This is a genomic window from Sphingomonas cannabina, assembly GCF_021391395.1.
GTDB lineage: Bacteria > Pseudomonadota > Alphaproteobacteria > Sphingomonadales > Sphingomonadaceae > Sphingomonas > Sphingomonas cannabina.
The window spans coordinates 2,570,718-2,597,047 of the sequence record NZ_CP090059.1 but is presented as its reverse complement, the minus strand read 5'-3'; the positions used below and the strand labels follow the sequence as shown (position 1 = coordinate 2,597,047).

Genomic DNA, 26,330 nt, shown 5'->3' with positions numbered 1-26,330 from the left:
TCCGCAGAAATCATGGAGACCATCTCATGCGGGTATTCGTCACCGGCGCGACCGGATTCATCGGCTCGGCGGTCGTGCGGGAGCTGTTGGCGGCGGGGCATCAGGTCCTCGGCCTCACGCGCTCGGAACAGGGCGTCGCGGCGCTCGCCGCTGCCGGGGCCGAACCGCACCGCGGATCGATCGCGGACCGGGACAGCCTGACGAGCGGCGCCGCCCGCTCCGACGGCGTCATCCATCTCGCCTTCAACCACGACTTCTCGACCTTCGCGCAGAATTGCGAGGACGACCGGCGTGTCGTCGAGGCCCTCGGTGCCGCGCTCGCCGGTTCGGATCGGCCGCTGATCGTGACGTCCGGCACCGCCATCGGCAACACCGTGCCAGCGGAGCCGGCGAGGGAGGATGGTCCGACCGTCAGCTCCTCGGTGGTTCCGCGCGCCGCATCGGAAGAGGCAGCCGCTGCCGCTGCGGCTGCCGGAGCCAATGTGTCGGTGGTGCGGCTTCCGCAGGTTCACGACACGCGCAAGCAGGGTCTTGTCACCCCGGCGATCGAGATCGCGCGCGAAAAGGGGGTGTTCGCCTATGTCGGGGAGGGAGATAACCGCTGGCCGGCCGCGCATGTGCTCGACGTGGCGCGCCTCTACCGGCTCGTGCTCGAGCGCGCGGAGCCGAATGCCAGATACCATGCCGTTGCCGAAGAGGGCGTCCCGACGCGCGAGATCGCCGAAACCATCGGCCGCCGCCTCGGACTGCCGGTGGCGTCGATTGCTCCGGAGGAGGCCGGGGCCCATTTCGGCTGGCTCGCACATTTCGCGGCGAGGGACCTTCCCGCATCGAGCGAATGGACGCGCGCGCAGCTGGGATGGCAGCCGACCGGTCCCGGCCTGATCGCCGATCTCGAACGGCTGGAAGTGCCTGCAGCCTGACCCGCCGGCCACCGCTCACGCCAACGCGGCGCGCTCCCGCTCGGTCAGCGGCAGCGCGACCGTCCGGCCGTCGCGCGCGGATTCGGCTGCCGCCTCGAGCACGGCCATCACGGTCAGTGCCTCGATCGGCGGCACCGGGTTCGGCGCGGCGCCGCGCACAGCATCGGCGACGCCGCGATAGAAGCTCAGCTGATCGCCGGCCGGCGCCGCGATCCGCCGCTCGTCGCCCGATCCGTCGTAGAACAGCATGTCGTCGTCGTCCGTGCCCCACCCGGGGCTGCCCGGCGTCATCCCCGAGAGCAGCTGCGCCTCCTGCGGGTCCGGCTTGCGCTTGACCAAACTTCCTTTCTCCCCGTGCACGACGAACCGGCTGCTGCCGCCCGCCACCATCATTCCGGCATGGAGGATCACCCGCAGCGCCCCGTAATCGAGCACGACATGCGCCCAGTCGTCGGTCAGCGCGCCGCTCCGCTGCATGGCGAGGTCCGCCTGTACGCGCTGCGGAAGCCCGAACAGCTGGAGCGCCTGATCGATGAGATGCGGCCCGAGATCGAACCAGATCCCGCTCCCGGGCCCCGGCCCCTCGCGCCAGCGCTGGCGCACCTCGGGCCGGAAGCGATCGAAATGCGACTCGAAATGGGTGACGCGTCCGAGCAGCCCGCTCTGGATGGCCTGCCGCACGCCGAGGAAGTCGCTGTCCCAGCGCCGGTTATGGAACACCGCCAGCAGCTGCTCCTGGGCCTCGGCGAGCGCCACCACCTTCCGCGCCTCGGCGAGGTTGAGGGTGAAGGGCTTGTCGACGACCACATGCTTGCCGGCCGCGAGCGCAGTGGCCGCAAGCGGGGCGTGGCTCGCGTTGGGGGAGGCGATCACGACCAGCTCGATATCGTCCCGCGCGATCAGGGCCTGCGGATCGGCGATCACCTCGACGTCGGGCAAATCGCGCCCGACCTTGGCCGGATCGCTGGACGCGACCGCCGCGAGCGCCAGGCCGCGCGTCGCCAGCATCATCGGCGCATGGAAGGTCTTGCCGGCATAGCCGTAGCCGATCAGCCCGGCCCGGACGTCGGTGGTTTCGGTCGATGTCGTCATAGTGTCGCGATGTCGCAGCGGCAGCCGGACCGGTCAACCGCAGGGCAGGAGGGGCGGGCCGCACGAAAAAATTTCGTTCCGCTCTTGTTCTATGAGAACAAATGCGATACGTACGCCTTACAAAGCGTTGAACCGGGCGCGTGGATGCCCTAGCGACGGAGCTTCCCAATGGCAGCGAACCTGAAGGTCATCGATACCGGCATGGCAACCACCAACTCTGATCGTCAGAAGGCGCTCGACGCCGCCCTCGCACAGATCGACCGCGCGTTCGGCAAGGGCAGCGCGATGCGGCTCGGCTCGAAAGAGGCAATGCAGGTCGAGGCGATCTCCACGGGGTCGCTCGGGCTCGACATCGCGCTCGGCGTCGGCGGCCTGCCGCGCGGCCGCGTGATCGAGGTCTACGGTCCCGAAAGCTCGGGCAAGACCACGCTCGCGCTCCACGTCATCGCGGAGGCTCAGCGTAACGGCGGTACCGCCGCCTTCGTCGATGCCGAGCACGCGCTCGACCCGGTCTATGCCAAGAAGCTCGGCGTCGACATCGACGAACTGATCGTGTCGCAGCCCGATACCGGCGAGCAGGCGCTGGAGATCACCGACACGCTGGTGCGCTCGAACGCGATCGATGTGCTGGTGGTCGATTCGGTCGCCGCGCTGGTGCCCAGGGCCGAGATCGAAGGCGAGATGGGCGACAGCCATGTCGGCCTGCAGGCGCGGCTGATGTCGCAGTCGCTGCGCAAGCTCACCGGCTCGATCAGCCGCTCGCGCTGCATGGTGATCTTCATCAATCAGCTGCGCATGAAGATCGGCGTGATGTACGGCAATCCGGAGACGACCACCGGCGGCAACGCGCTCAAGTTCTACGCATCGGTCCGCCTCGACATCCGCCGCACCGGCCAGATCAAGGACCGCGAGGACATCATCGGCAACACCACCCGCGTGAAGGTGGTGAAGAACAAGGTCGCGCCGCCGTTCAAGCAGGTCGAGTTCGACATCATGTACGGCGAAGGCATCTCGAAGATCGGCGAAATCCTCGACCTCGGCGTCAAGGCCGGGTTGGTCGAGAAGTCGGGCGCCTGGTTCAGCTACGACAGCGTCCGCATCGGCCAAGGCCGCGAGAACGCCAAGACCTTCCTCAAGGAGAATCCGGAGATCACCGCCCGGCTCGAAGCTGCGATCCGCGGCCGGACCGAGCAGGTCGCCGAGGAGATGATGGTCGGCGGCGCCGACGATGACGCAGGGGACGACGATCTCTGAGGCGCGACAGGTTTCGCGACGGCTCCGCCGATGCGCGGAGTACGCCGCAAGCTCCCGGAAAGGCTCGCCCGCGCGGCGGGCCTTTTCCGTTTCGGGAAAAGGGCGGCGGCTATGTCGTTTTTCGGAACCTTTGGATGCCGGAGTGCCCTCGGAATTCGAACCGGCTCCGCTCATCAAGCCTCTCCTCTTCAGAGGAGGGACTTGGAACGGCACGTGTGGACAACCCGAATGTCACCTATGCTGAGCGCCCATCTTGGCAATTAATCCAAGGAGCCGCCGTTCCTTGAATGGCCGGCCTCAACAAGGAGAGCGTGGTTGACCGGAGCAATCGAATGGACCGGGACGGTTGGCCGGACCTGGGCCGAGGAATGGCGCCGCACCGACCGCAGCTTCGCCGCGTTCACGCCGCACTTCGACGCCGCCATCCTCGCCGCGGCGCCGCCGGACCGCTTCCGCGCCGCCGATATCGGTTGCGGCGCTGGCAGCACCAGCCTTGCGCTCGCGGCAGCCCGGCCAGATGCGGAGGTGCTCGGCATCGACCTGTCTGCCGAACTCGTCGCCGTCGCGACCGCTCGTGCGCAGGACCGCGCCAATCTTGCCTTCGTCGCTGGCGATGCGCTCGACGTGACCGAGCGCCACGCATCCTTCGACCTCATCGTCTCACGTCACGGCGTGATGTTCTTCGCCGACCCTGTCGCGGCCTTCGCCCGGCTCCATGCAGCGGCAGCGCCGGACGCGCGCCTCATCTTCTCCTGCTTCCGCGACCGCAGCCTCAATCCCTGGGCCGAGGAGATCCCCGCCGCGGTGCTCGGCCATGCACCGCCACCGACCGAAGCCGGGCCGGGGCCTTTCGCTTTCACAGACGCCGATCGCGTCGAGACAATCCTCCGTGAAGCGGGGTGGCGCGATCCGATCGCCACTCCGGTCGACTACGCCTATCTCGCCGGCGAGGGCGAAGACCCGGTCACGGACGCGGTCGCCTTCTTCCGCCGCATCGGCCCCGCAGCGCGACTGATCCGCGACGCGCCGCCCGAGGTGCAGCCGGCATTGCTCGATCGCCTCGCCGCAGCCGTATCGCGCTATCGTCATGGCAATGTCGTCGACTTCCCCGCCGCCGCATGGATATGGTCGGCAGCACACTAGAACGGGGAGCATCATGGCGATCATCGTCCACCATCTCGAGAACTCGCGCTCGCAGCGCGTGCTGTGGCTGCTCGAGGAGTTGGGGCTTCCCTATGAGATCAAGCGCTACGAGCGGAACAAGGCGACGATGCTCGCCCCGCCCGAGCTCAGGAAGGTGCACCCGCTCGGCAAGTCCCCGGTGATCGAGAACGAGGGGCGGGTGGTCGCGGAGACCGGGGCGATCGTCGAGTATCTGGTCGAGCATGCCGATGGCCGGCTCGGCATGCCGGCGCACCGCGACTCGGCGCTGCGCTACCGTCACTTCCTCCACTATGCCGAGGGCTCGCTGATGCCGGTGCTGTTCGCCAAGCTCGTGCTGAGCCGCGTGCCGTTGCTGGGGAGGACGGCGACCAAGCGCTTCCAGCCGATGATCGACGTCCATCTCGACTGGATCGAGAGCGAGCTCGCCGGCCGCCCCTGGTTCGCCGGCGACGACTTCACCGCCGCCGACGTGATGATGAGCTACCCCCTCGAAGCCGCTCGCGGCCGCGCTGGCCTCGATGCCTCGCGGCCGGCGTCGATCGCGTGGCTGGAAAGGATCCATGCCCGCCCTGCATATCAGGCCGCGCTCGAGGCCGGCGGGCCCTATGCCTATGCCTAACCGGCGGCTTCACACATCGCGAAAGCTCTGATCATCCTTCACCGGCCCGCCGCCGGTCGGTGCCGGCACGGGTTCGATCACCGGCGGCTCGGCCGGATCGAGCCCGCCTTCCCAGCGCGCCACCACGCTCGCCGCGACGGCATTGCCGACCACATTGGTCGCCGAGCGGCCCATGTCGAGGAAATGGTCGACCGCCAACACCAGCAGCAGCCCGGCCTCGGGCAGGTGGAACTGGTTGAGCGTTGCCGCGATCACCACCAGGCTGGCGCGCGGCACCCCGGCGATGCCCTTCGACGTGATCATCAGCGTCAGCAGCATCGCGATCTGCGTGCCGAGGTCGAGATGGATGCCATAGGCCTGGGCGATGAACAGCGACGCGAAGGTCATGTACATCATCGACCCGTCGAGATTGAACGAATAGCCGAGCGGCAGCACGAAGCTGGCGATGCGCGGCGGCACCCCGAACCGGTCAAGCGCTTCCAGCGTGCGCGGGAAGGCGGCCTCCGACGAGGCGGTCGAGAAGGCGACCAGGGTCGGCTCGCGGATGTAGCGGAACAGCTGTAGCGCCCGCTTGCCGACGAACAGCAGCGCCAGCGCCCCCAGCGCGCACCACAGCAGCGCGAGGCCCAGGTAGACCGATCCCATGAAGTAGGCGAGCTTGCCGATCACGCTCGGTCCGCGCTCGATCAGCGTCGCCGCCACCGCCGCGAACACCGCGAAGGGGGCGAAGCGCATGACATAGTCGGTCACCTGCAGCATCACCTGCGTCAGCGCCTCGGCCGCCTTGACCAGCGGCGCGGCGCGTTCGCCGACCGCGGTGATCGCGACGCCGAAGAACACCGAGAAGACGACGATCTGCAGGATGTCGTTGCTCGCCATCGCCTCGACGATCGAGCTCGGGAAGATGTGGGTGATGATCTCGGCCGCGTCGAACTTGCTCTTGTCGAGCCCGCTGCCCGCGCTGGCCGGCGGCAGCGGCAGGTTGAGCCCCAGGCCCGGCTGCAGGATGTGGACCATGATCAGGCCGAGCGTCAGCGACATCAGGCTCGCGCAGATGAACCAGCCGAGCGACTTCAGGCCCACGCGCCCCAGCGCCCCGGTGTCGCCCATGTGTGCGATACCGACCACCAGCGTGCCGAACACCAGCGGCGCGATGATCATCTTGATGAGATGCAGGAACACCTGCGTCACGATGCCGAACCATTTGGCGATCTCCTTGAGCGTCGCCGCCGATTCGGGCGTTCCGCTGTCGAACGCCGCGTTGACGATCCACCCGACGACGAGACCCAGCACCAGGCCGATCAGAATGAAGGTGGTCAGGCGCTTGGCCAAAATCCGTCTCCCCCGTTGAACATCGGCCACAGGAAGGGGATTGCGGCGCCGCGGTCAAGCACCCTATCGCTGGACACCATGATCTTGACCCGCCGCCGCCTCGTCCGGGCCGCCGCCGCATTGCCGCTGCTCGCCACGCCCGGCCTGCTCCGCGCCGCCGATCCCGACCTCTCGGCGCTCAGAGATATCACCGGCGACGCGGTACCGATCGGCCCGGAGGAACGTGCCCGCCGTCTCGCCCGTGCGCAGGCGCTGATGCGGGCGCACGGCATCGGGGCGGTGCTGGTCGAGCCGGGATCGAGCCTCGTCTATTTCACCGGCATCCGCTGGGGCCGCAGCGAGCGCGCGCTGCTCGCGGTGCTGCCGGTCGAGGGGCAGCCGTGCATCGTCTCGCCCTTTTTCGAGGAACCGCGGATGCGCGAGACGCTTGCCGTCCCTGCGGAGGTCCGCGTGTGGCAGGAGGACGAGGATCCGCTCGCCGTCGTCGCCGGCTTCCTCAAGGACCGCAAGCTCGCCGGCCGTCCGGTCGGGATCGAGGAGACCGTGCGCTTCTTCATTCCCGACACGCTGGCGCGCGACCTGCCGGCGTCGAAGCTGGTCTCGGCCAATCCGGTGGTGCGCGGCTGCCGCATGATCAAGACGCCGGCCGAGATCGCGCTGATGCAGAAGGCGACCGACGTGACCATCGCCGCCTATCGCTGGACGTGGGAGCGGGTCGAGGCCGGCATGAGCCAGGCCGACATCGGCGCTCTGATGAGCGCCGCGACCCGCAAGCTCGGCGGCAGCCCGGAGTTCTCGATGGCGCTGATCGGCGAATCGGCCGCCTATCCGCACGGCAGCAGAAAGCCGCAGAAGATGACCGACGGCGCGCTGCTGCTGATGGACTGCGGCTGTACCGTCCAGGACTATCAGTCGGATGTCTCGCGCACCTTCGTGAAGGGCAGCGCCTCGGCCGAGGTCCGCAAGGTATGGGACCAGGTCCGCCAGGGCCAGCAGGTCGCCTTCGCCGCGGCGAGGCTCGGCGCTCCGGCTGGCAGCGTCGATGACGCCGTCCGTGCGCAATACGAGCGCTGGGGCTACGGCCCGCGCTATGCGCTGCCGGGCCTGTCGCACCGCACCGGCCACGGCATCGGCCTCGACGGCCACGAGCCGGTCAACCTCGTCCACGGCGAGACCACGCGCCTCGCCCCAGGCATGTGCTTCTCGAACGAGCCCGGCATCTACCTGCCCGGCAAGTTCGGCGTGCGTCTGGAGGATTGCTTCCACATGACCGAGGCGGGTCCGAAGTGGTTCAGCGAACCGCCGAGGTCGATCGACGCGCCGCTAGGGTAGGGCCATGCAGGTGCTGCGTCGAGTTTGGTGGCGCCTGCGTCGGCGGTCCGGTCCACCGCCCGGACTCAGCCAGGCGGATGCCGAGGCCTTATTCGGTCAGGGAATGACTGCCTTTTCGGAGCAGCGTTTCGATGATGCAGCACGCATCGGCCGACAGTTGCTAAGCTTTCGGTTCACCGGGGGATATGAACTGCTCGCTGCCGTGCAGTATGAACGCGGTGACTGTCCGGAAGCGATTGCCACCTTACGAGAAGGGTTAGCGAAGAAGCCCGTCTGGCGCCTTGCGAATCTGCTGGGCAATTATCTTTCGGATAACGGCGAATACGAAGCGGCATTGGAGGTATACGAACGGTCTGCGGGAATGTTCGGTGATCAGCCGGACATCACGGACCTGAATCGCATAATCGCTCTATCCCGTGCAGGGCGGGAGGACGAGGCAAGATCAATCTTGGCGCGCCTGCTGGCAAAGGAGGTGAGAGACGTCAAACTCCGCAATAGTATTGATCGTGTGGCGACGGATCTCGGCGCGCTTCCCTGAGCGTCGCCCGATCCGGATATGAGTCTATCGCCCTGATCGGAGTGTTTCGCTTGAGCGAAGCGCGTCGCGCAACTAAGTCGCCCCCATGACCTCGACGAACGACATCCGCCGATCCTTCCTCGACTATTTCGAGAGCCAGGGCCACGCCCGCGTGCCGTCGGCGCCGCTGGTGCCGCAGAACGATCCGACGCTGATGTTCGTCAACGCCGGCATGGTGCCGTTCAAGAACGTCTTCACCGGCCTCGAGACGCGCCCCTATTCGACCGCTACCAGCTCGCAGAAGTGCGTCCGCGCCGGCGGCAAGCACAACGATCTCGACAACGTCGGCTACACCGCCCGGCACCACACCTTCTTCGAGATGCTCGGCAACTTCTCGTTCGGCGACTATTTCAAGGAACAGGCAATTCTTCACGCCTGGACCCTCCTTACGAAAACGTGGGGCATTCCGGCCGAGAAGCTTACCGCGACGGTCTACCACACCGACGACCAGGCGTTCGATCTGTGGAAGAAGATCGCCGGTCTTCCCGACCACAAGATCATCCGCATCCCGACCAAGGACAATTTCTGGGCGATGGGCTCCGACGGCCCATGCGGTCCGTGCTCGGAGATATTCTACGACCACGGCGAGCATATCCCTGGCGGCCCGCCGGGGTCGCCCGACGAGGACGGCGATCGCTTCGTCGAGATCTGGAACCTCGTCTTCATGCAGTTCGTGCAGGAGAATGACGAGATCGTCGGCGACCTGCCGCGCCCGTCTATCGACACCGGCATGGGCCTGGAGCGCATCGCCGCGGTGCTGCAGGGCGTCCACGACAATTACGATACCGACACCTTCAAGGCGCTGATCGCCGAGAGCGGCGCGCTCACCGGCACGCCCACCACCGGCGAGAACCAGGCGAGCCACCGCGTCATCGCCGATCACCTCCGCTCCTCGGGGTTCCTCGTCGCCGACGGCGTGCTGCCGGCGAACGAGGGCAGGGGCTATGTCCTGCGCCGCATCATGCGCCGCGCCATGCGCCACGCGCACCTGCTCGGCGCCAAGGAACCGCTGATGCACCGCATGGTGCCGTCGCTGGTCGCCGAGATGGGCGCCGCCTTCCCCGAGCTGGTCCGCGCCCAGCCGCTGATCGAGGCGACGCTGCTCCAGGAGGAGACACGCTTCCGCCAGACGCTGTCGAACGGCCTGCGCCTGCTCGACGAGGCGACGCAAGGCTTGGGCGAAGGCGACACGCTCCCGGGCGCCACCGCGTTCAAGCTCTACGACACCTACGGCTTCCCCTACGACCTGACCGAGGACGCGCTCCGAGCCCAGGGCATCGCGGTCGACCGCGCCGGCTTCGATGCCGCCATGGCCGAGCAGAAGGCCGCCGCCCGCGCCGCCTGGAAGGGCTCGGGCGCCAAGGCGAGCGAGGAGATCTGGTTCGACATCGCCGAGGACAAGGGCGCGACCGAGTTCACTGGCTATGCCAGCGACACCGGCGAGGCCGAGGTGGTCGCACTGGTCAAGGACGGCGCGCGGGTCGATCGGGCGGGGAAGGGCGACACGGTCGAGATCGTCGTCAACCAGACGCCCTTCTACGCCGAGAGCGGCGGCCAGGTCGGCGACGCCGGCACGATCGACGGCGACGGTGTGCACGCGGTGGTCACCGATACCCAAAAGCACGTCGGCAAGCTTCACGGCCATCTCGCCACGATCGAGAGCGGCGAGCTTCGCGTCGGCGACACCGTCAGGCTCGTCATCGACCTCGACCGCCGCGCGCGCATCCGCGCCAACCACTCGGCAACGCACCTGCTGCACGCTGCCCTTCGCGAACGCCTCGGTACCCACGTCGCGCAGAAGGGCTCGCTAGTCGCGCCCGACCGTCTGCGTTTCGACGTCAGCCACCCGACCGCGATGCTCCCGGCCGAGCTCGCCCAGGTCGAGGCCGATGTGAACGCGCAGATCCGCTCCAACGGCGTCGTCACCACGCGGCTGATGACCCCCGAAGACGCGATCGAGATGGGCGCGATGGCGCTGTTCGGCGAGAAGTACGGCGACGAGGTCCGCGTCGTCAGCATGGGCGAGGATGCCGACGGCACCTACTCGCTCGAACTGTGCGGCGGCACCCACGTCAATGCGCTCGGCGAGATCGGCCTTTTCAAAGTGGTGAGCGAGGGCGCTGTGTCCTCAGGTATCCGCCGGGTCGAGGCGCTGACTGGCGAGGCGGCACGCGCTTATCTCTCCGCCCGCGACGACAAGCTCAAGGAAGCCGCCGCGGCCCTCAAGGCCTCGCCCGACGAGGTGCCGGCGCGCGTGGTATCGCTGCTGGAGGAGCGGCGGCGGCTGGAGCGTGAGCTTGCCGAAGCGAAGAAGGCGCTGGCGCTCGGCGGCGGCGGCAAGGCCGAGACGGCCGGACCGGAGCAGGTCGGCGGCGTGAGCTTCATCGGCCAGGTGATCGAGGGGCTGGAGCCCAAGGGCCTGCGCGGCGCCGTCGACGAGGCCAAGGCGCGTGTCGGCTCCGGGGTGGCGGCGCTGGTTGCGGTCAACGACGGCCGCGCCTCGGTCGCGGTCGGCGTCACCGACGATCTCGTCGGACGGCTGAACGCGGTCGAGCTGGTCAAGGCAGCGGTGGCGGCGCTGGGCGGGCAGGGCGGCGGCGGGCGGCCTGACATGGCCCAAGGCGGCGGTCCCGACGGCGACAAGGGAAGCGAGGCGATCGCGGCGGTGAAGGCCGCATTGGAAGAGGTGAAGGCGGCGGCGTAACCCTTTCGGTTGAAGGAAATGCAAGGATCGGGCGTTAGTCCTCTCCGCGAGACGAGAGGAAAGAGCCATGTCAATCCTACTTGCTGCGGCGGTGGTTCAGGCCATTCCGCCCAGCTATCCGGTTCCCATCGCCGCGCCTCCGGCTCCGCCGACCCAACCTGGCACGCGAGAGGTTCGCGTTTCCTATATCGTTGACGTCGACGTTCACGCGGAAGGTAAGGCGATCTGGGCGGGTCAGCTCCGCGTTGCGCAAGGCAGTTCATCAATGGCGCGGAGCGACGTGACCCAAGCGCCGATCGAAATCTGCCCGGAGGCGCGCCCTCGCTACATCGTGGGAATGTCCAGCGGTCGCTTTCGCATAGAGCTTCGCCCCGAACGCGATATAGACAACGCAGCACGTATCCAAGTGTCGCTCAGCTGGACGCGTCCAGTCGAAAGCGAATGTCCGCTGCCACCGGGCACACGAACGATCGAGTTCACTCAGGCTGTCGATCTGGTGCCCGGCCGACCTCAGACGATCACGGCCGACGGCGGAGTAACGGTGCGCCTCGTAAGACATTGAACCGGCCGGGCTGCTCGCGCCCGGCCGGCTCTATAACGATCAGTTGCCCGGCGTCGGCGCCGCCGCGCCGCCGACCGCGGCGTTGAACTGCTCCGCGGTCATGCCGACGACCACGCCGTTCGGGCCGGCACCGAAGCCGGCGATCGGCAGCTTGACCTCACGGCCGCTCGAGCTGGTCAGCGTGACGAACTGGTCGTCCGCTGCCTTGACGGTGCCGATCACAGTGGTGCCGTCGCTGGCGTGGACCTGCGCGCCAGGGGTCAGCGCGCTCTTGAGCTGCGCCTGCTGGGCTGCCTGCGCCTGCTGGCCGGCCGCTTCCAGGTCGGCCTTGGTCATCGCCATGTGCCAGCCCTTGGCATCCTTGCCGACCGACGTCGGCGGCACCGGAACCTTGACGGTGCCGGTGTTGATCACGACGGCCTGCGGCGTCACCGCCTCGACAGTGCCCATCGTCGCGCCGGTCGAATCATAGACAGTGTCACCCACCGCGGGAGCTGCCGCCTGGCCGGCGGCCGGCGCCGCCGGGGCGGTCTGAGCCGACGCAATGGCCGGCGCGATCATCAGGCCAGCCGCAAGCAGATAGGTAGAAGCCTTCATTCCAAAAAATCTCCACGTCATTTGAGCCAAGGAACGATAGTGTCACACGATCGGTTCCCGCGCTCCAACTGCGACGGATGCAGCCTCAGGCGGGATTAATCGAGCCTGAAGGATGCGATCGCACCCGCCGGATGCGCGGTTCGCGGTCCAGCCCAGCCGCCTCCTTGATGCTCTTGCGCATTTCGTCGCGCTTCTCGTGGATCGAGGCAATCACCGGCCCCATCGCCACGCCGATGTCGACCAGCACCGCCTCGGCGAGCTGGAGCGAGCTCTCCAGCGTCTCCGGCACCGCATCTGTGACGCCGGCCTTGTAGAGCTCCGCGGCATGCGCGGCATCGCGGGCGCGGGCGACGATCGGCAGATGCGGCACCCAGGCGCGCACGCGGCGGGCAAGCGCCACCGTCAGCACCGGATCGTCCATCGTCAGGATGAGCGCGTCGGCATGGCCGAGCCGCAGCCGGTCGACCAGCTCGCTGCGCGCGACGTCGCCGAAGATGACGTGATAGCCCTCGCGCCGCGCCGCGTTCACGCCGTCGATGTCGGCATCGATCGCGAGATAGGGCTTGCCATGCGCCTTCAGCATGTCCGCGACGGTGCGGCCGACGCGGCCGAAGCCCAGGACCACCGTTCCCGGCCGCTCGGCGACTTCGGGCTCGCCGATCTCCTCGCGGTCTTCCAGCATCCGTGCGATTCCGCGCCCGGCCTTGGCGAGCAGCGGCGTTATGGTGAGCCCGATCGCGGTGACGGTGGTCCAGAAGGCGGCGGTCGACGGCTGGATCAGCGCCGCGCCGCCCGCCACGCCGAGCACGATCAGCGTCGTCTCCGACGGGCTCGCCATCAGAACTGCGGTCTCGGCCGCAGTGCCGACGCCGCTGCCGGACAGGCGCAGCAGCGCCCCGGTGACGACCACTTTCACCAGCATCACCGCGACGATCGCGACGAGGAAGCGGCTCCATTCGGCCGCCACCACGCCAAGGTCCAGCCGCATTCCCACCGTGATCAGGAACACACCGAGCGCCAGGCCCCGGAACGGCGCGGTCATCACCTCGACCTCGCTGTGATATTCGGTCTCGGCGATCAGGATGCCGGCGACCAACGCACCGACGATCGGCGACAGGCCGGCCGCTACGGTGACCAGACTCGCCGCGATGACGACGATCAAGCTGGTGGCCAGGAACAGCTCCGGGCTCTTGGTCCGCGCCGCCTGGCCGAACAGGCGCGGCAGCACCAGACGCCCGACGACGAAGAGCGCCCCCACCGCCAGCGCCCCCTGCAACGCGACCCGGGCGAGCCCGGCCCAGCCCTCGCCCCCGGCGGAGGGCGCGAGCGCGCCGAGCAGGAAGATGATCGGCACCAGCGCCAGATCCTCGAACAGCAGCATCGCGAAGGCTGCGCGGCCGACGCGGCTCTCGGTCCCGGTCAGCGGCAGCACCAGCGCGGTCGACGACAGCGCCAGCGCCAGGCCGAGCCCGATCGCGCCGCCCACGCCTTCACCGAACAGATAGAGGGCACCGCCGATGATCGCCGCAGCGGCGAGCAACTCCGCGGCGCCGACGCCGAACACCATGCCGCGCATCGCCCATAGCCGCTTGAGCGACAGCTCCAGCCCGATCGCGAACAGCAGCAGGATGATGCCGAGCTCCGCGAAGGGCTCGATCGATTCCTGATGGGTGATGGTGAGGTGATAGAGCCAGGGAAACTCGCCGACGAAACGGCCGAGCCCCGCCGGTCCGACCAGGATGCCGACCAGGATGAACCCGATCACCGGGCTGATGCGGAAGCGCGCGAAGGCGGGAATGACCAGGCCGGCGGCGCCGAGGACGACGAGGGAATCGCTGAAGGCGGTGGAATTGAGCGGCAGCGGCATATCCCATTGTTGCGGATGAAATGCCGGTGGCGCCAGTGCCGCGTGACAAAAAGTTGCTGCCGGCTCGCAATTGCAGCCTGCGGTGCCTAACCTCCCGTCCATGCATCATGTCACGCCGCTGATCGGTATCGTCGTCATCGGGCTCGTGCTGGCCTTCATCTTCGGGGCGATCGCACAGCGGCTGAAGCTGTCGCCGCTGATCGGCTATCTCCTCGCCGGCATCGCCGTCGGCCCGTTCACCCCCGGCTATGTCGCCGACCAAGGGCTCGCGAACGAGCTGGCCGAGCTTGGCGTCATCCTGCTGATGTTCGGCGTCGGGCTGCATTTCTCGATCAAGGACCTGCTCTCCGTCCGCCGGATCGCGGTGCCGGGTGCGATCGGGCAGATCGCCTGCGCGGTGCTGCTCGGCTGGGGCCTTGGCCATCTGCTCGGCTGGCCGGCCGGCGGCAGCCTGATGTTCGGACTCGCGCTGTCGGTGGCGAGCACGGTGGTGCTGCTGCGCGCATTGAACGAGCGCCGGATCGTCGACACCGAGCGCGGGCGCATCGCGGTCGGCTGGCTGATCGTCGAGGATCTGGTGATGGTGTTCGCGCTGGTGCTGATCCCGGCGCTGGCCTCGGGCGGGCAGGCGATCGGCTGGACGCTGCTCGTGACGGCGGGCAAGGTCGCCGCCTTCGTCGCCTTCATGCTGATCGTCGGCCGGCGCGTGGTGCCGTGGATCCTGCACTGGGTCGCGCACAGTGGCTCGCGCGAGCTGTTCCGGCTGGCGGTGCTGGCGGTCGCGCTCGGCTTCGCGGCGGGCGCGGCGCTGCTGTTCGGCGTGTCGTTCGCGCTGGGCGCCTTCTTCGCCGGCATCATCCTCGCCGAATCGCCGCTCAGCCAGCGCGCCGCCGAGGAGACGCTGCCGCTGCGCGACGCCTTTGCGGTGCTGTTCTTCGTCTCGGTGGGCATGCTGTTCAATCCCGCGATCGTCGTCACCGACACGCTCGCCCTGCTCGCGACGCTGGCGATCATCCTGCTCGGCAAGTCGATCGCGGCCTACGCCATCGTCCGCGCCTTCGGCCGCCCGAACCGCACCGGCCTGACCATCGCCGCCAGCCTCGCGCAGATCGGCGAATTTTCGTTCATCCTCGCCACGCTCGGCTCATCGCTCGGCATCCTGCCGGCGGACGCGCGCGATCTGATCCTGGCAGGCGCGATCCTGTCGATCATGCTCAACCCGCTGCTGTTCGCGCTGATCGACCGGCTCGCCCCGCCTCGCGAGGCCGCGCCCGCGCCGCCGGCGCCGAAGAAGGGCCATGTCGTGCTGGTCGGCTACGGCCGCGTCGGCGCGCTGGTCGGCGCCGGGATCGGCAAGGGCAGGCTGGTGGTGATCGAGACCGAGGACGACGTCGGCCCGCTACCCGAAGGCACCGATGCCGAGATGATCGTCGGCAACGCGGCGGACCCGGATGTCCTCGCCCGTGCCGGCATCGGGGAGGCGAGGGTGCTGCTGGTGGCCATCCCCGATACGTTCGAGGCCGGGCAGATCGTCGAGCAGGCGCGCCGGCTCAATCCGGACCTGTGTATCGTCGCCCGCGCCCACCGCGATCAGGAGGTCGCCCACCTCGACGAACACGGTGCCACCCACACCATCATGGGCGAACGCGAGATCGCCCGGCGGATGATCGAGCTGGCGAAGGGCTGACCCGCTCTTATTCAGCCTTCCGCCGTCAAGCCGGACTTGATCCGGCATCCAGGGTCACGAGCGACGTCGCCTGCGGTCCTGGATCCCGGGTCAAGCCCGGGATGACGGAAGGAAGGCCAAACCCTCAGGCCCAGTTCGCCATCGCCTTCTCGAGATTGACGCGTACCGCCTCGAAGAACTGCTCGGTGGTCATCCACGGCTGGTCCGGGCCGATCAGGATGGCGAGGTCCTTGGTCATCTGGCCGCCTTCGACGGTCTCGACGCACACCTTCTCCAGCGTCTCGGCGAAGCGGGTGACGTCGGGCGTGCCGTCGAACTTTCCGCGATACTTGAGGCCGCCGGTCCAGGCGAAGATTGACGCGATCGGGTTGGTCGAGGTCGCCTTGCCTTGCTGGTGCTGGCGATAGTGGCGGGTGACGGTGCCGTGCGCGGCCTCGGCCTCGATCGTCTTGCCGTCCGGGGTCATCAGCACCGAGGTCATCAGCCCCAGCGACCCGAAGCCCTGCGCGACCTGGTCCGACTGGACGTCGCCGTCGTAGTTCTTGCACGCCCACACGAACTCGCCGTGCCACTTGAGCGCGCTGGCGACCATGTCGTCGATCAGGCGATGCTGATATTCGATGCCAAGTTCGTCGAACTGCGCCTTGAACTCGCTCTCGAACACTTCCTGGAAGATGTCCTTGAACCGCCCATCATAGGCCTTGAGGATCGTGTTCTTCGTCGACAGATACACCGGCCACTTGCGGTTGAGGCCGTAGTTCAGGCTGGCCCTGGCAAAGTCGCGGATCGACTCGTCCAGGTTGTACATCCCCATCGCCACCCCGGCGCCCGGGAAGTCGAACACCTCCTCCTCGATCACCTGACCATCGGCGCCCTGCCACTTCATCGTGAGCTTGCCCGCGCCCGGCACCTTGAAGTCGGTCGCCTTGTACTGGTCGCCGAACGCGTGACGGCCGACGACGATCGGATGGGTCCAGCCCGGGATCAGCCGCGGGACGTTGCGCATCACGATCGGCTCGCGGAACACCACGCCGCCCAGGATGTTGCGGATCGTGCCGTTCGGCGACTTCCACATCTTCTTGAGGTTGAACTCCTCGACGCGCGCCTCGTCCGGGGTGATGGTGGCGCACTTGACGCCCACGCCGTACTTCTGGATCGCTTTGGCGCTGTCGATCGTCACCTTGTCCTCGGTGGCGTCGCGATGCTCGATGCCGAGATCGTAATAATCGAGGTCGATGTCGAGATAGGGCTTGATCAGGCGCTCGCGGATCCATTCCCAGATGATCCGCGTCATCTCGTCGCCGTCGATCTCCACGACGGGCGTCTTCACCTTGATCTTCGCCATGCTCGCTTCCTGTCTTGAGGGGAGGATTTGGCGAACGCCCTAGGCACAAGGGCCGGAGCGATCAAGCGGTCCGGCGTTGTGTGCGGTGCGCCATGCCGTTAGGTTTACGCGATGACTTCCCCAGACAAGCCGGCCGCCGGCGCTCCGACGGTCAAGTGGCGCTTCCCCTCGGTCCATCCCGAGGGCCGCAAATATGTGCTGATCGCCGCGGCGATCACGTTCGTGGCGTGGCTGTTCCTGCCCGTCCTCACCTGGCCGCTCATCGGCCTGACGATCTGGGTCGCCGCATTCTTCCGCGATCCGGTGCGGGTGACGCCGCAGGGGGAGGGGCTGATCGTCTCGCCCGCCGACGGGCTCGTCACCATGATCGAGCGCGTGCCGCTGCCGCCCGAGCTCGCCGGCGACAACGGATTGGGCGAAGCGCCCCGCGTGCGCGTTTCGATCTTCATGAGCGTGTTCGACGTCCACATCAACCGCACGCCGATCTCCGGCACGATCCGCCAGGTCGTCTATATTTCGGGCAAGTTCCTGAACGCGGACCTGGACAAGGCTAGCGAGGAAAATGAGCGCCAGCATTTCGTGGTCGAGGACCGCGACGGCATGCGCGTCGGCTTCACCCAGATCGCCGGGCTGGTCGCGCGGCGCATCGTCACCTTCGCCAAGCCGGGCGATATCGTCGTCGTCGGGCAGCGCATCGGCCTCATCCGCTTCGGCAGCCGCGTCGACGTCTATCTTCCCGAGGACGTCGCCTGCCAGGTCGCGCTCGGCCAGCGCGCGGTGGCGGGGGAGACGGTGATCGGCCGCAAGGGCGCCGATCCGGTCCTCGGCGTCGCGCAATAATGGCGACCGACGGCGAAGCGCGCCGACGATTGCGCCGCCGCCGCGAGGCGCGCGGCATTCCGCTGCGCTCGGTCGCGCCCAATGCGGTGACGGCGCTCGCGCTCTGCGCCGGCCTCACCGCGGTCCGCTTCGCCATCTCCGGCCAGTGGGAGCAGGCGGTGCTGATGATCATGATCGCCGCGATCCTCGACGGGATCGACGGGCGGATCGCGCGGCTGCTGCGCGGTGAGAGCCGGTTCGGTGCCGAGCTCGATTCGCTTTCCGACGCGATCAGCTTCGGCGTGTCGCCCGCGCTGGTCCTCTATCTCTGGTCGCTGACCAACGCGCCGCGCTTCGGCTGGATCGGCGCGCTGCTCTACGCCGTGTTCTGCGCGCTGCGCCTCGCCCGGTTCAACGCGCGCATCGACCTCACCGATCAGCCGCACAAGTCTGCCGGCTTCCTCACCGGCGTCCCGGCGCCGGCCGGCGCCGGCCTCGCGCTGCTTCCCATCTATCTCTGGCTGTGGACCGAGGAGCCGGTGCTCCGCTCGCCCTGGCTGGTGGGCCCGTGGCTGGCGCTGGTCGCGCTGTTGATGGTGTCGAGCCTCGCCACCTACAGCTGGTCGTCGTTCCGCCTCAGGCGCAACATCCGCTTCGAGGCAATCGTGGTGGTGGTCGCGATCGGCGCCGCGCTGGTGTCGGCGCCGTGGCAGGCACTGAGCGTGCTCAGCCTGCTTTATATCGCTTCGCTGCCGTTCAGCGTGTCATCCTATCGCCGGGTCAGGCAGCTGCGCGCAGTAGCGCCGGCCGCATCGCCGTCCGCACCCTGACCGCCGGCCGCAGTCCGCCGCGCGGCGGCACCGGCGCCAGGACGGGCGCGGAGAGGGCAGGGCCATGCACGAGCAGGTCGACGATCCGTCCCGCCTCAGGCGCCACGGTCGCCCAGATCGTCCAGCACGCCGCGACGAACGCGGCCGCGAACACGAGAAATGCAATGACCGCCATCACCCTTGGCTCCCATCCAAATCTGCCCCGTGCTCGGAATCCCGCGATTCCAGACGTTTGAGGCCGATATCCGTTGCACCCGCACGGCTGCTGCCGCCGAAGTTCTCAACTGAGTCACGTTATGTTCTCTTGATGTTCGCGCGTCAAGCCACAATGTTCGCTTGAATCGGGACGGCGCTTCGGCTAAGGGCGCCGCCTCAACCCGCATGGGAAGCCCATAACCCGGTGCCCGGCCGGCGCTCTCGCGCTCGTCAGGTCATCGCTTCCCAGAGGATCAACCGGAAGGAGTCTATCCCTATGGCGGCACCCGTCGTCACCATGCAGCAGCTGCTCGAATCGGGCGCGCATTTCGGCCACCAGACGCACCGCTGGAACCCGAAGATGAAGCCCTACATCTTCGGCGACCGCAACGGCGTCCACATCCTCGACCTCTCGCAGACCGTGCCGCTGTTCGCGCGCGCGCTGGAGTTCGTGAGCTCGACCGTCGCCGCCGGCGGCAAGGTGCTGTTCGTCGGCACCAAGCGCCAGGCGCAGGAGCCGATCGCCGAGGCCGCGCGCCGCGCCGGCCAGCATTTCGTCAACCATCGCTGGCTGGGCGGCATGCTCACCAACTGGAAGACGATCTCGGGCTCGATCAAGCGCCTCAAGGCGCTCGAGGAGCAGCTGTCGGGCGACACGCACGGCCTCACCAAGAAGGAAGTGCTGCAGCTCACCCGCGAGCGCGACAAGCTCGAGCTGTCGCTCGGCGGCATCCGCGACATGGGCGGCGTGCCCGACGTCATGTTCGTGATCGACGCCAACAAGGAAGAGCTGGCGATCAAGGAAGCCAACACGCTCGGCATCCCGGTCGTCGCGATCCTCGATTCGAACGTGTCGCCGGACGGCATCGCCTTCCCGGTGCCGGCCAATGACGACGCCAGCCGCGCGATCCGCCTCTACTGCGAGGCGGTGGCGATCGCCGCCACCCGCGGCGGCCAGCAGGCGCAGGCACAGTCGGGCCGCGACCTCGGCGCGATGGACGAGCCGCCGGCCGAGGAGGCGCTGAGCGTCGAGCCGGCCGAGACCCCGGCCGAAGTCGCCGCCGATCCCGAGCATCCGGCCGCGGCGAGCGAGCCCGAGACCGCGCTCGAAGGCGAACGCCAGATCGACGCCTGAGCGTCGCCGAACTGAAACATCGGCGGGGCAGGGCGCAACCACGCTCTGCCCCGTTGTTCATATATCAACCTTCCCCAAGAGGATTTTGACATGGCCGAGATCACTGCCGCTGCCGTGAAGGACCTGCGCGAGAAGAGCGGCGCGGGCATGATGGATTGCAAGAAGGCGCTGACCGAGACGAACGGCGACATGGACGCCGCGCTCGACTGGCTGAAGACCAAGGGCCTCGCCGCCGCCGCCAAGAAGTCGAGCCGCACCGCGGCCGAGGGCCTGGTCGGCGTCGCCGTCGCGGGGCCGAAGGGCGCGGTCGTCGAGGTCAACTCCGAGACCGATTTCGTCGCCAAGAACGACCAGTTTCAGGCGTTCGTGCGCGACGTGACCACGGTCGCGCTCGAGCTCGGCGATGACCTCGCGACGATCAAGGCCGCGCAGCTCGGCGACAAGACCGTCGAGGAGGTGTTGACCAACAACATCGCCACGATCGGCGAGAACCAGGCGGTGCGCCGCGCGAAGCGCCTCGAAGTGTCGCAGGGCGCGGTGATCCCCTACGTCCACAACGCGGCAGCGCCGGGCCTCGGCAAGATCGGCGTGCTGGTCGCGCTGGAGTCGGACGCGGGCGTCGACGTGCTCGAGCCGCTCGGCAAGCAGCTGGCGATGCACATCGCCGCGGCCTTCCCGCTGGCGCTCGACGAGAGCGGCCTCGACCAGGACGTGATCGAGCGCGAGCGCGCGATCGCGACCGAGAAGGCGGCCGAAAGCGGCAAGCCGGCCGACATCGTCGCCAAGATGGTCGAGGGCGCGATCAAGAAGTTCGCTAAGGAGAATGCTCTCCTCAGCCAGCTGTTCGTGATGGACGGCAAGACGCCGATCGCCGACGTCGTGGCGAAGGCGGGCAAGGACGCGGGTGCGTCGATCGTGCTCAAGGACTATGTCCGCTTCCAGCTCGGCGAGGGCATCGAGAAGGAAGCCAGCGACTTCGCCGCCGAGGTCGCGGCGGCGTCGGGCGTTCCGCAGACGAAGTAGCTCCAACCGTCACCCCGGCCTTGTGCCGGGGTCCACGTCTTCACAAGCCTTATCGCCTGCGGCTGCGTGGATGCCGGAACAAGTCCGGCATGACGATTGAGGCCAACGCTTCCCTTCGCGGCGCGGCACCTCTAAGGTCCGCGCCGCTTCGCTGTCCCGCTCACGAAATCAAGGCCTTCATGACCCTCCCGCGCTTCAACCGCATCCTCCTCAAGCTGTCGGGCGAGGTCCTGATGGGCAGCGGCCAGTTCGGTATCGACCCCGCCATGTGCGCGCGTGTCGCCGGGGAGGTGAAGGCGGCGAAGGACAGTGGGCTCGAGATCTGCATGGTGGTGGGCGGGGGCAACATCTTCCGTGGGCTCGCCGGCGCCGCGCAGGGCTTCGACCGCGCCTCGGCCGATTATATGGGCATGCTCGCGACGGTGATGAACGCGCTGGCGATGCAGAACGCGCTCGAGAAGATCGGCGTCGACACGCGCGTCCAGTCGGCGATTCCGATGGCCTCGGTCTGCGAGCCCTATATCCGCCGCCGCGCGATGCGGCATATGGAGAAAGGGCGGGTGGTGCTGTTCGCCGCCGGTACCGGGCTGCCGTTCTTCACCACCGACACCACCGCCGCGCTGCGCGCCGCCGAGATGGGCTGCGACGCGCTGTTCAAGGGGACCAGCGTCGACGGCGTCTATGACGCCGATCCCAAGAAGGTCCCGACCGCCAAGCGCTACGACACGCTGAGCTTCAACCGCGTGCTCGCCGACGACCTCAAGGTCATGGACGCGAGCGCGGTCGCGCTGTGCCGCGACAACGACATCCCGATCGTCGTGTTCAACATCCGGGACGAAGGCAATCTCGCCGCCGTGCTGCGCGGCGAGGGCACGTCGACCATCGTCCGGAACCAGGCTTGAGAGGACACTTAAATGGCCGCCTATGACAAATCCGACCTCGAGCGCCGCATGGCCGGCGCTCTCGAGGCGCTGAAGCACGACCTCGCGGGCCTGCGCACCGGCCGCGCCAACGTCTCGCTGCTCGATCCGGTGACGGTCGAGGTCTATGGCGCGCACATGCCGCTCAACCAGGTCGCCACTGTCTCGGCACCCGAGCCGCGCATGCTGTCGGTGCAGGTGTGGGACAAGTCGAACGTCGGCCCGGTTGACAAGGCGATCCGCTCGGCCGGGCTCGGCCTCAACCCGATCGTCGATGGCCAGACGCTCCGCCTGCCGATCCCGGACCTCACCGAGGAGCGCCGTAAGGAGCTCGCCAAGCTCGCCGGCCAATATGCGGAGAAGGCGCGCATCGCGGTCCGCAACGTGCGCCGCGACGGCATGGATAGCCTCAAGACCGACGAAAAGAAGGGCGTCTATTCGGAAGACGAGCGCAAGCGCCACGAGACCGAGGTGCAGAAGCTCACCGATTCGACGATCGCCGACATCGATGCCGCCGCGGCCGCCAAGGAGAAGGAAATCCTCGGCAAGTGACCCCCTTGGCTGCGCCGCGCGTGGGGTCGGGCGCGCCGACGGCGCCACCCCGCCACGTGGCGATCATCATGGACGGCAACGGCCGCTGGGCGAAGGCTCGGCACCTGCCGCGCATCGCCGGGCACCGCAAGGGCGTCGAGGCGGTGCGCCGTGTCACGCGCGCGGCGCGCGAGATGGGCATCGAGTATCTGACGCTCTACGCCTTCTCCTCGGAGAACTGGCGCCGTCCGGCCGAGGAGGTCGGCGAGCTGATGGGACTGCTGCGCCGCTTCATCCAGTCCGACATCGAGGAGTTCGTGCGCGAGGGCGTGCGGCTCGCGATCATCGGCGACTGGCGCGCGCTGGCGCCCGATCTGGTCCGGATGATCGAGGACGTGCTCGCCCGCACCGCGAACAATCCCGGTCCGACCGTGGTGATCGCGCTCAATTACGGCGCGCAGGCGGAGATCGCTGCCGCCGCCCGCCGCCTGGCGGAGAAGGCCCGCGCGGGCGAGCTCGACCCGCAGGCGATCGACGAGCAGGCGTTCGAAGGCGAGCTGATGAGCGGCGCGCTGCCGCCGGTCGACCTCCTCATCCGCACCTCGGGCGAGCAGCGGCTGTCCAACTTCCTGCTCTGGCAGGCGGCCTATGCCGAGCTGCTGTTCGTCGACACGCTGTGGCCCGACTTCGACGGCGCCGCGCTGGCGGAGGCGGTTGCGGCGTTCGGGCGGCGGCAGCGGCGGTTCGGCGGGCTCTGACATGTCCGATCTCGCCGTCCGGTCGGTGGTCGGCCTCGTGCTGGTCGCGCTCGCCGTCACGGCGCTGTGGGCGGGCGGCTTCGCCTTCTGGCTGGTGCTGGTGGTGGCCGCGCTGCTGATGACGGTCGAGTGGGCGGCGCTGCGCGGCGGCACCCGGCGCGAGCGGCGGATCGCGCAGTTCAGCCTGTCGGTGCCGCTCGCGATCATGGCGCCGGCACCGCTCGCCGCCGGGCCGGGCTTCTTCGCGCTCGGGCTGATCGCCGGCGCTGCCTTCTTCGCCGCCGCGGCGACCCGGCGCAGTGCGATCGGCGGCGGTATCCTCTATGTCGGCGTGCCGGTGCTGGCACTGCTGCTGCTGCGCGAGCAGGACAACGGTTTGCTGCTCGCCTTCTGGGCGATGGCGCTGGTGTGGGCGACCGATATCGGCGCCTTCTTCGCCGGTCGCACGTTCGGCGGCCCAAGGCTCGCGCCGATGCTGAGTCCCAACAAGACCTGGGCCGGCCTGATCGGCGGCATGATCGCGGCGGCGCTGTTCGGATTCGCGCTGCACTGCTGGGCGGGCCTGCCATTCCACCTCGCTGCGGCGACGCCGGTGCTGGCGCTGCTGGCGCAGGCCGGCGACCTCTACGAGAGCTGGCTCAAGCGCCGCGCCGGGGTCAAGGATTCGGGCAATCTGCTGCCGGGTCATGGCGGCCTGCTCGACCGCCTCGACGGGCTGGTCGCGGTAGCGCCGGTGGCCGCGCTGCTGGTAGAACTGCCGAGATGGCTCGGATGAAGACCGTCACCGTCCTCGGCGCGACCGGATCGGTCGGCCGCTCGACGCTCGACCTCGTCGAGCGCGCGCCGGAAGCGTTCGAGGTGCTCGCGCTCACCGCCAACTGCGACGTCGAGCGGCTGGCGGCGGCGGCGATCCGCACCAATGCGCGCCTTGCGGTGGTCGCCGACGAAAGCTGCCTGCCGGCATTGCGCGATGCGCTCGCCGGCACCGGCATCGCCACCGCGGGCGGCGGCGATGCGGTGTGCGAGGCGGCGGCGATGGGCGCCGACTGGACGATGGCCGCGATCGTCGGCTGCGCCGGCCTCAGGCCGGTGATGACCGCGATCAGGGCAGGGGGCGCGGTCGCGCTCGCCAACAAGGAGGCGCTGGTCTCCGCCGGCGAGGTGATGACCGCCGCCGCCGCGGCCAATGGCGCGACGCTACTCCCGGTCGATTCGGAGCACAACGCGATCTTCCAGTGCCTGGAGCCCGGCAACCGCGACGCGGTGCGCCGGATCATCCTCACCGCCAGCGGCGGTCCATTCCGCGACCGGGATGCGGCGGCGATGCACGCGATCACCCCGGAGCAGGCGGTCGCGCACCCCAACTGGTCGATGGGCGCCAAGATCTCGGTCGATTCGGCGACGATGATGAACAAGGGCCTCGAGCTGATCGAGGCGCATCACCTGTTCGCCATGCCCTCCGACCGCCTCGACGTCATCGTCCACCGTCAGTCGGTGGTCCATTCCCTGGTCGAGTACCGCGACGGCTCGCTGCTCGCGCAGCTCGGTCCCTCGGACATGCGCGTGCCGATCGCGCACACGCTCGCCTGGCCCGAGCGGATGGCGACCCCGATGGCGCCGCTCGACCTGGTCGCGATCGGCCGGCTGGACTTCGAGGCGCCGGACCCGGTCCGCTTCCCGGCGCTCAGGCTGGCCCGCGCTGCGCTGGAGGCCGGCGGCGCCCGCCCGGCGATCCTCAACGCCGCCAACGAGGTCGCCGTCGCCGCCTTCCTTGACCGCCGCATCGGCTTCCTCGAAATTGCCGCAATCGTCGAGGATACCCTCGGCCGCTACGATCCGGGTGCGCCGGACAGCCTCGATGCCGTGTTGAACGTCGACGCAGAGGCGCGCAGAATAGCCGGTGGCCGTGTAAAGATTGGCGTGTAGAGGATGTTCGTAGCTTGACCGAAACCCCCGGCTTTCTCCTGACCGTCGCCGCTTTCCTGCTGGTGCTGGGTCCGCTCGTGTTCGTGCACGAGCTCGGCCATTATCTCGCCGGCCGCTTGTTCGGGGTGAAGGCGGAGGTCTTTTCGATCGGCTTCGGGCGCGAGATCTTCGGGGTGACCGACAGACGCGGCACCCGCTGGAAGTTCGCGTGGCTGCCACTCGGCGGCTACGTCAAGTTCGCCGGCGACATGAACCCGGCCAGCCAGCCCTCGGCCGAATGGCTCCAGCTCCCGCCCGCCGAACGCGCGCGCACCTTCCAGGCCAAGCCGGTGTGGCAGCGCGCGATCGTGGTGGCGGCGGGGCCGATCGCGAATTTCGTGTTGGCGGTGCTGCTGCTCAGTGGATTTGCGTTAGCTTATGGCGATAGCCGGGCGATCGTGGGTAGCGTCGTTCCCGGTTCAGCGGCCGCTCATGCAGGTCTCGTCGCGGGGGATCGAGTGACGGCGATCGACGGCGAGACGGTCTATGGCTTCGATCATCTGATCAATCTGGTCGCGCCGCGCCCCGGCGCCACGCTTAGCGTTACGATCACGCGCGATGGAGAGCCGTTCGACCGTTCGATCAGGCTTGGACGCCAGCGGCTGCGCGCAACCGATGGACAGATGCACGATTTCGGTCAGCTTGGTGTCGGGCGTGCACCGGTCGCGCTGATCGATGCTCCGGCGCGAGGGCTCGCTCAAACCGCGCAGATCGTCGGTCTGATGGCCGATGGGCTAGGCCAGATCATTACCGGCCATCGTTCGGTCAAGGAGCTGGGCGGACCAATCAAGATCGCACAGATCGCCGGCCAGCAGCTTGCGCTCGGCTGGCTCGACCTGCTCTATTTGGCGGCCCTCATCTCGATTAATCTGGGATTCATCAACCTCTTGCCAGTTCCGGTGCTCGACGGAGGCCATCTGCTTCTCTATGCAGTCGAGGCGGTGAGGCGGCGCCCGGTCGGCCCACAGGTGCAGGAATGGGCCTTTCGCGGCGGGCTGGCGATGATCCTTGCTTTGATGCTGCTGGTCACTTTCAACGACTTGGTTCATGGATTGGCGGGTTGATCGGCCGGGGCGCTTAGGGCAGGGGCCGCGCGGGG

25 protein-coding genes are annotated in these 26,330 nt (G+C 68.3%); 19 read left to right on the top strand and 6 right to left on the bottom strand.

Features of this window, described 5'->3' with window-relative positions:
- Positions 1–26 precede the first annotated feature (26 nt).
- A complete protein-coding gene (locus LZK98_RS12455) occupies positions 27–923 on the top strand; it encodes an SDR family oxidoreductase (protein WP_233782704.1) in 897 nt (298 codons plus the stop codon).
- 15 nt (positions 924–938) lie between these two features.
- Here LZK98_RS12455 and LZK98_RS12450 read toward each other — a convergent pair whose 3' ends face one another.
- Positions 939–2,015 carry an oxidoreductase gene (locus LZK98_RS12450; RefSeq protein ID WP_233782703.1) on the bottom strand — a complete coding sequence of 359 codons (1,077 nt, stop codon included), beginning with the start codon at positions 2,013–2,015 and terminating at the stop codon, positions 939–941.
- 168 nt (positions 2,016–2,183) lie between these two features.
- On the opposite strand from LZK98_RS12450, the gene recA reads away from it, so the two are divergent.
- From recA to LZK98_RS12435, 3 genes are all read left to right on the top strand, one after another.
- Positions 2,184–3,269 (top strand): recombinase RecA, encoded by a 1,086-nt coding sequence (gene recA / locus LZK98_RS12445; protein ID WP_233782702.1) that lies wholly within the window; start codon positions 2,184–2,186, stop codon positions 3,267–3,269.
- Between the two features lie 315 nt (positions 3,270–3,584).
- Positions 3,585–4,412, top strand: a complete 828-nt coding sequence (locus tag LZK98_RS12440; RefSeq protein WP_233782701.1) for a class I SAM-dependent methyltransferase — start codon at positions 3,585–3,587, stop codon at positions 4,410–4,412.
- A gap of 13 nt (positions 4,413–4,425) precedes the next feature.
- Complete coding sequence (locus LZK98_RS12435; protein WP_233782700.1) at positions 4,426–5,052, top strand: glutathione S-transferase family protein; 627 nt, start codon at positions 4,426–4,428, stop codon at positions 5,050–5,052.
- A 9-nt stretch (positions 5,053–5,061) separates the two neighbouring features.
- On the opposite strand, the gene LZK98_RS12430 is transcribed toward LZK98_RS12435, so the two are convergent.
- The gene (locus LZK98_RS12430) at positions 5,062–6,384 is read right to left on the bottom strand and encodes a dicarboxylate/amino acid:cation symporter (protein WP_233782699.1); all 1,323 of its coding nucleotides are present in this window, start codon (positions 6,382–6,384) and stop codon (positions 5,062–5,064) included.
- Between the two features lie 78 nt (positions 6,385–6,462).
- On the opposite strand from LZK98_RS12430, the gene LZK98_RS12425 reads away from it, so the two are divergent.
- The 4 genes from LZK98_RS12425 (at position 6,463) to LZK98_RS12410 (ending at position 11,559) form a co-directional block, all read left to right on the top strand.
- Positions 6,463–7,716: a M24 family metallopeptidase gene (locus LZK98_RS12425; RefSeq protein ID WP_233782698.1), complete on the top strand. Its 1,254-nt coding sequence runs from the start codon at positions 6,463–6,465 to the stop codon at positions 7,714–7,716.
- Between the two features lie 4 nt (positions 7,717–7,720).
- The gene (locus LZK98_RS12420; protein WP_233782697.1) at positions 7,721–8,254 is read left to right on the top strand and encodes a tetratricopeptide repeat protein; all 534 of its coding nucleotides are present in this window, start codon (positions 7,721–7,723) and stop codon (positions 8,252–8,254) included.
- Between the two features lie 85 nt (positions 8,255–8,339).
- A complete protein-coding gene (gene alaS, locus LZK98_RS12415; RefSeq protein WP_233782696.1) occupies positions 8,340–10,997 on the top strand; it encodes an alanine--tRNA ligase in 2,658 nt (885 codons plus the stop codon).
- Positions 10,998–11,064: 67 nt separating this feature from the next.
- On the top strand, positions 11,065–11,559 hold the full coding sequence (locus tag LZK98_RS12410) for a hypothetical protein (protein ID WP_233782695.1): 495 nt from the start codon (positions 11,065–11,067) through the stop codon (positions 11,557–11,559).
- Positions 11,560–11,598: 39 nt separating this feature from the next.
- Here LZK98_RS12410 and LZK98_RS12405 read toward each other — a convergent pair whose 3' ends face one another.
- Together LZK98_RS12405 and LZK98_RS12400 are read right to left on the bottom strand one after the other, a co-directional pair.
- Positions 11,599–12,156, bottom strand: a complete 558-nt coding sequence (locus LZK98_RS12405; protein WP_233782694.1) for a hypothetical protein — start codon at positions 12,154–12,156, stop codon at positions 11,599–11,601.
- Between the two features lie 85 nt (positions 12,157–12,241).
- The gene (locus LZK98_RS12400) at positions 12,242–14,023 is read right to left on the bottom strand and encodes a cation:proton antiporter domain-containing protein (RefSeq protein WP_233782693.1); all 1,782 of its coding nucleotides are present in this window, start codon (positions 14,021–14,023) and stop codon (positions 12,242–12,244) included.
- A gap of 100 nt (positions 14,024–14,123) precedes the next feature.
- Between LZK98_RS12400 and ybaL the strand changes: the two genes are divergently transcribed.
- Positions 14,124–15,710, top strand: coding sequence for a YbaL family putative K(+) efflux transporter (ybaL, locus tag LZK98_RS12395; protein WP_233782692.1), 1,587 nt, complete (start codon positions 14,124–14,126; stop codon positions 15,708–15,710).
- Positions 15,711–15,834: 124 nt separating this feature from the next.
- Here the strand turns inward: ybaL and LZK98_RS12390 are convergent, their stop codons facing one another.
- Positions 15,835–17,055, bottom strand: a complete 1,221-nt coding sequence (locus LZK98_RS12390) for an NADP-dependent isocitrate dehydrogenase (protein ID WP_233782691.1) — start codon at positions 17,053–17,055, stop codon at positions 15,835–15,837.
- Between the two features lie 111 nt (positions 17,056–17,166).
- On the opposite strand from LZK98_RS12390, the gene LZK98_RS12385 reads away from it, so the two are divergent.
- Both LZK98_RS12385 and LZK98_RS12380 read left to right on the top strand, forming a co-directional pair.
- Positions 17,167–17,895, top strand: coding sequence for a phosphatidylserine decarboxylase (locus tag LZK98_RS12385; RefSeq protein ID WP_233782690.1), 729 nt, complete (start codon positions 17,167–17,169; stop codon positions 17,893–17,895).
- Complete coding sequence (locus LZK98_RS12380; protein WP_233782689.1) at positions 17,895–18,704, top strand: CDP-alcohol phosphatidyltransferase family protein; 810 nt, start codon at positions 17,895–17,897, stop codon at positions 18,702–18,704. The genes LZK98_RS12385 and LZK98_RS12380 overlap by 1 nt, the downstream gene beginning before the upstream one ends.
- Here the strand turns inward: LZK98_RS12380 and LZK98_RS12375 are convergent.
- Positions 18,655–18,879: a hypothetical protein gene (locus tag LZK98_RS12375; protein WP_233782688.1), complete on the bottom strand. Its 225-nt coding sequence runs from the start codon at positions 18,877–18,879 to the stop codon at positions 18,655–18,657. The two genes, LZK98_RS12380 and LZK98_RS12375, sit on opposite strands and share 50 nt — an antisense overlap.
- A 297-nt stretch (positions 18,880–19,176) precedes the next feature.
- Here LZK98_RS12375 and rpsB point away from each other — a divergent pair, with 297 nt between their 5' ends.
- The 8 genes from rpsB (at position 19,177) to rseP (ending at position 26,295) form a co-directional block, all read left to right on the top strand.
- On the top strand, positions 19,177–20,034 hold the full coding sequence (rpsB, locus tag LZK98_RS12370) for a 30S ribosomal protein S2 (protein WP_233782687.1): 858 nt from the start codon (positions 19,177–19,179) through the stop codon (positions 20,032–20,034).
- A 90-nt stretch (positions 20,035–20,124) separates the two neighbouring features.
- Positions 20,125–21,057, top strand: a complete 933-nt coding sequence (gene tsf / locus LZK98_RS12365) for a translation elongation factor Ts (RefSeq protein ID WP_233782686.1) — start codon at positions 20,125–20,127, stop codon at positions 21,055–21,057.
- A gap of 179 nt (positions 21,058–21,236) precedes the next feature.
- Positions 21,237–21,959 carry a UMP kinase gene (pyrH, locus tag LZK98_RS12360; RefSeq protein ID WP_233782685.1) on the top strand — a complete coding sequence of 241 codons (723 nt, stop codon included), beginning with the start codon at positions 21,237–21,239 and terminating at the stop codon, positions 21,957–21,959.
- Between the two features lie 12 nt (positions 21,960–21,971).
- Positions 21,972–22,529 carry a ribosome recycling factor gene (gene frr / locus LZK98_RS12355; RefSeq protein WP_233782684.1) on the top strand — a complete coding sequence of 186 codons (558 nt, stop codon included), beginning with the start codon at positions 21,972–21,974 and terminating at the stop codon, positions 22,527–22,529.
- Positions 22,526–23,266 carry an isoprenyl transferase gene (locus LZK98_RS12350; protein WP_406693344.1) on the top strand — a complete coding sequence of 247 codons (741 nt, stop codon included), beginning with the start codon at positions 22,526–22,528 and terminating at the stop codon, positions 23,264–23,266. Before frr ends, LZK98_RS12350 begins: the two co-directional genes overlap by 4 nt.
- A gap of 1 nt (position 23,267) precedes the next feature.
- Positions 23,268–24,041, top strand: coding sequence for a phosphatidate cytidylyltransferase (locus LZK98_RS12345; RefSeq protein ID WP_233782683.1), 774 nt, complete (start codon positions 23,268–23,270; stop codon positions 24,039–24,041).
- Positions 24,038–25,192: a 1-deoxy-D-xylulose-5-phosphate reductoisomerase gene (locus LZK98_RS12340; RefSeq protein ID WP_233782682.1), complete on the top strand. Its 1,155-nt coding sequence runs from the start codon at positions 24,038–24,040 to the stop codon at positions 25,190–25,192. The genes LZK98_RS12345 and LZK98_RS12340 overlap by 4 nt, the downstream gene beginning before the upstream one ends.
- Before the next feature lie 14 nt (positions 25,193–25,206).
- On the top strand, positions 25,207–26,295 hold the full coding sequence (gene rseP, locus LZK98_RS12335; protein WP_233782681.1) for an RIP metalloprotease RseP: 1,089 nt from the start codon (positions 25,207–25,209) through the stop codon (positions 26,293–26,295).
- Positions 26,296–26,330 lie beyond the last annotated feature (35 nt).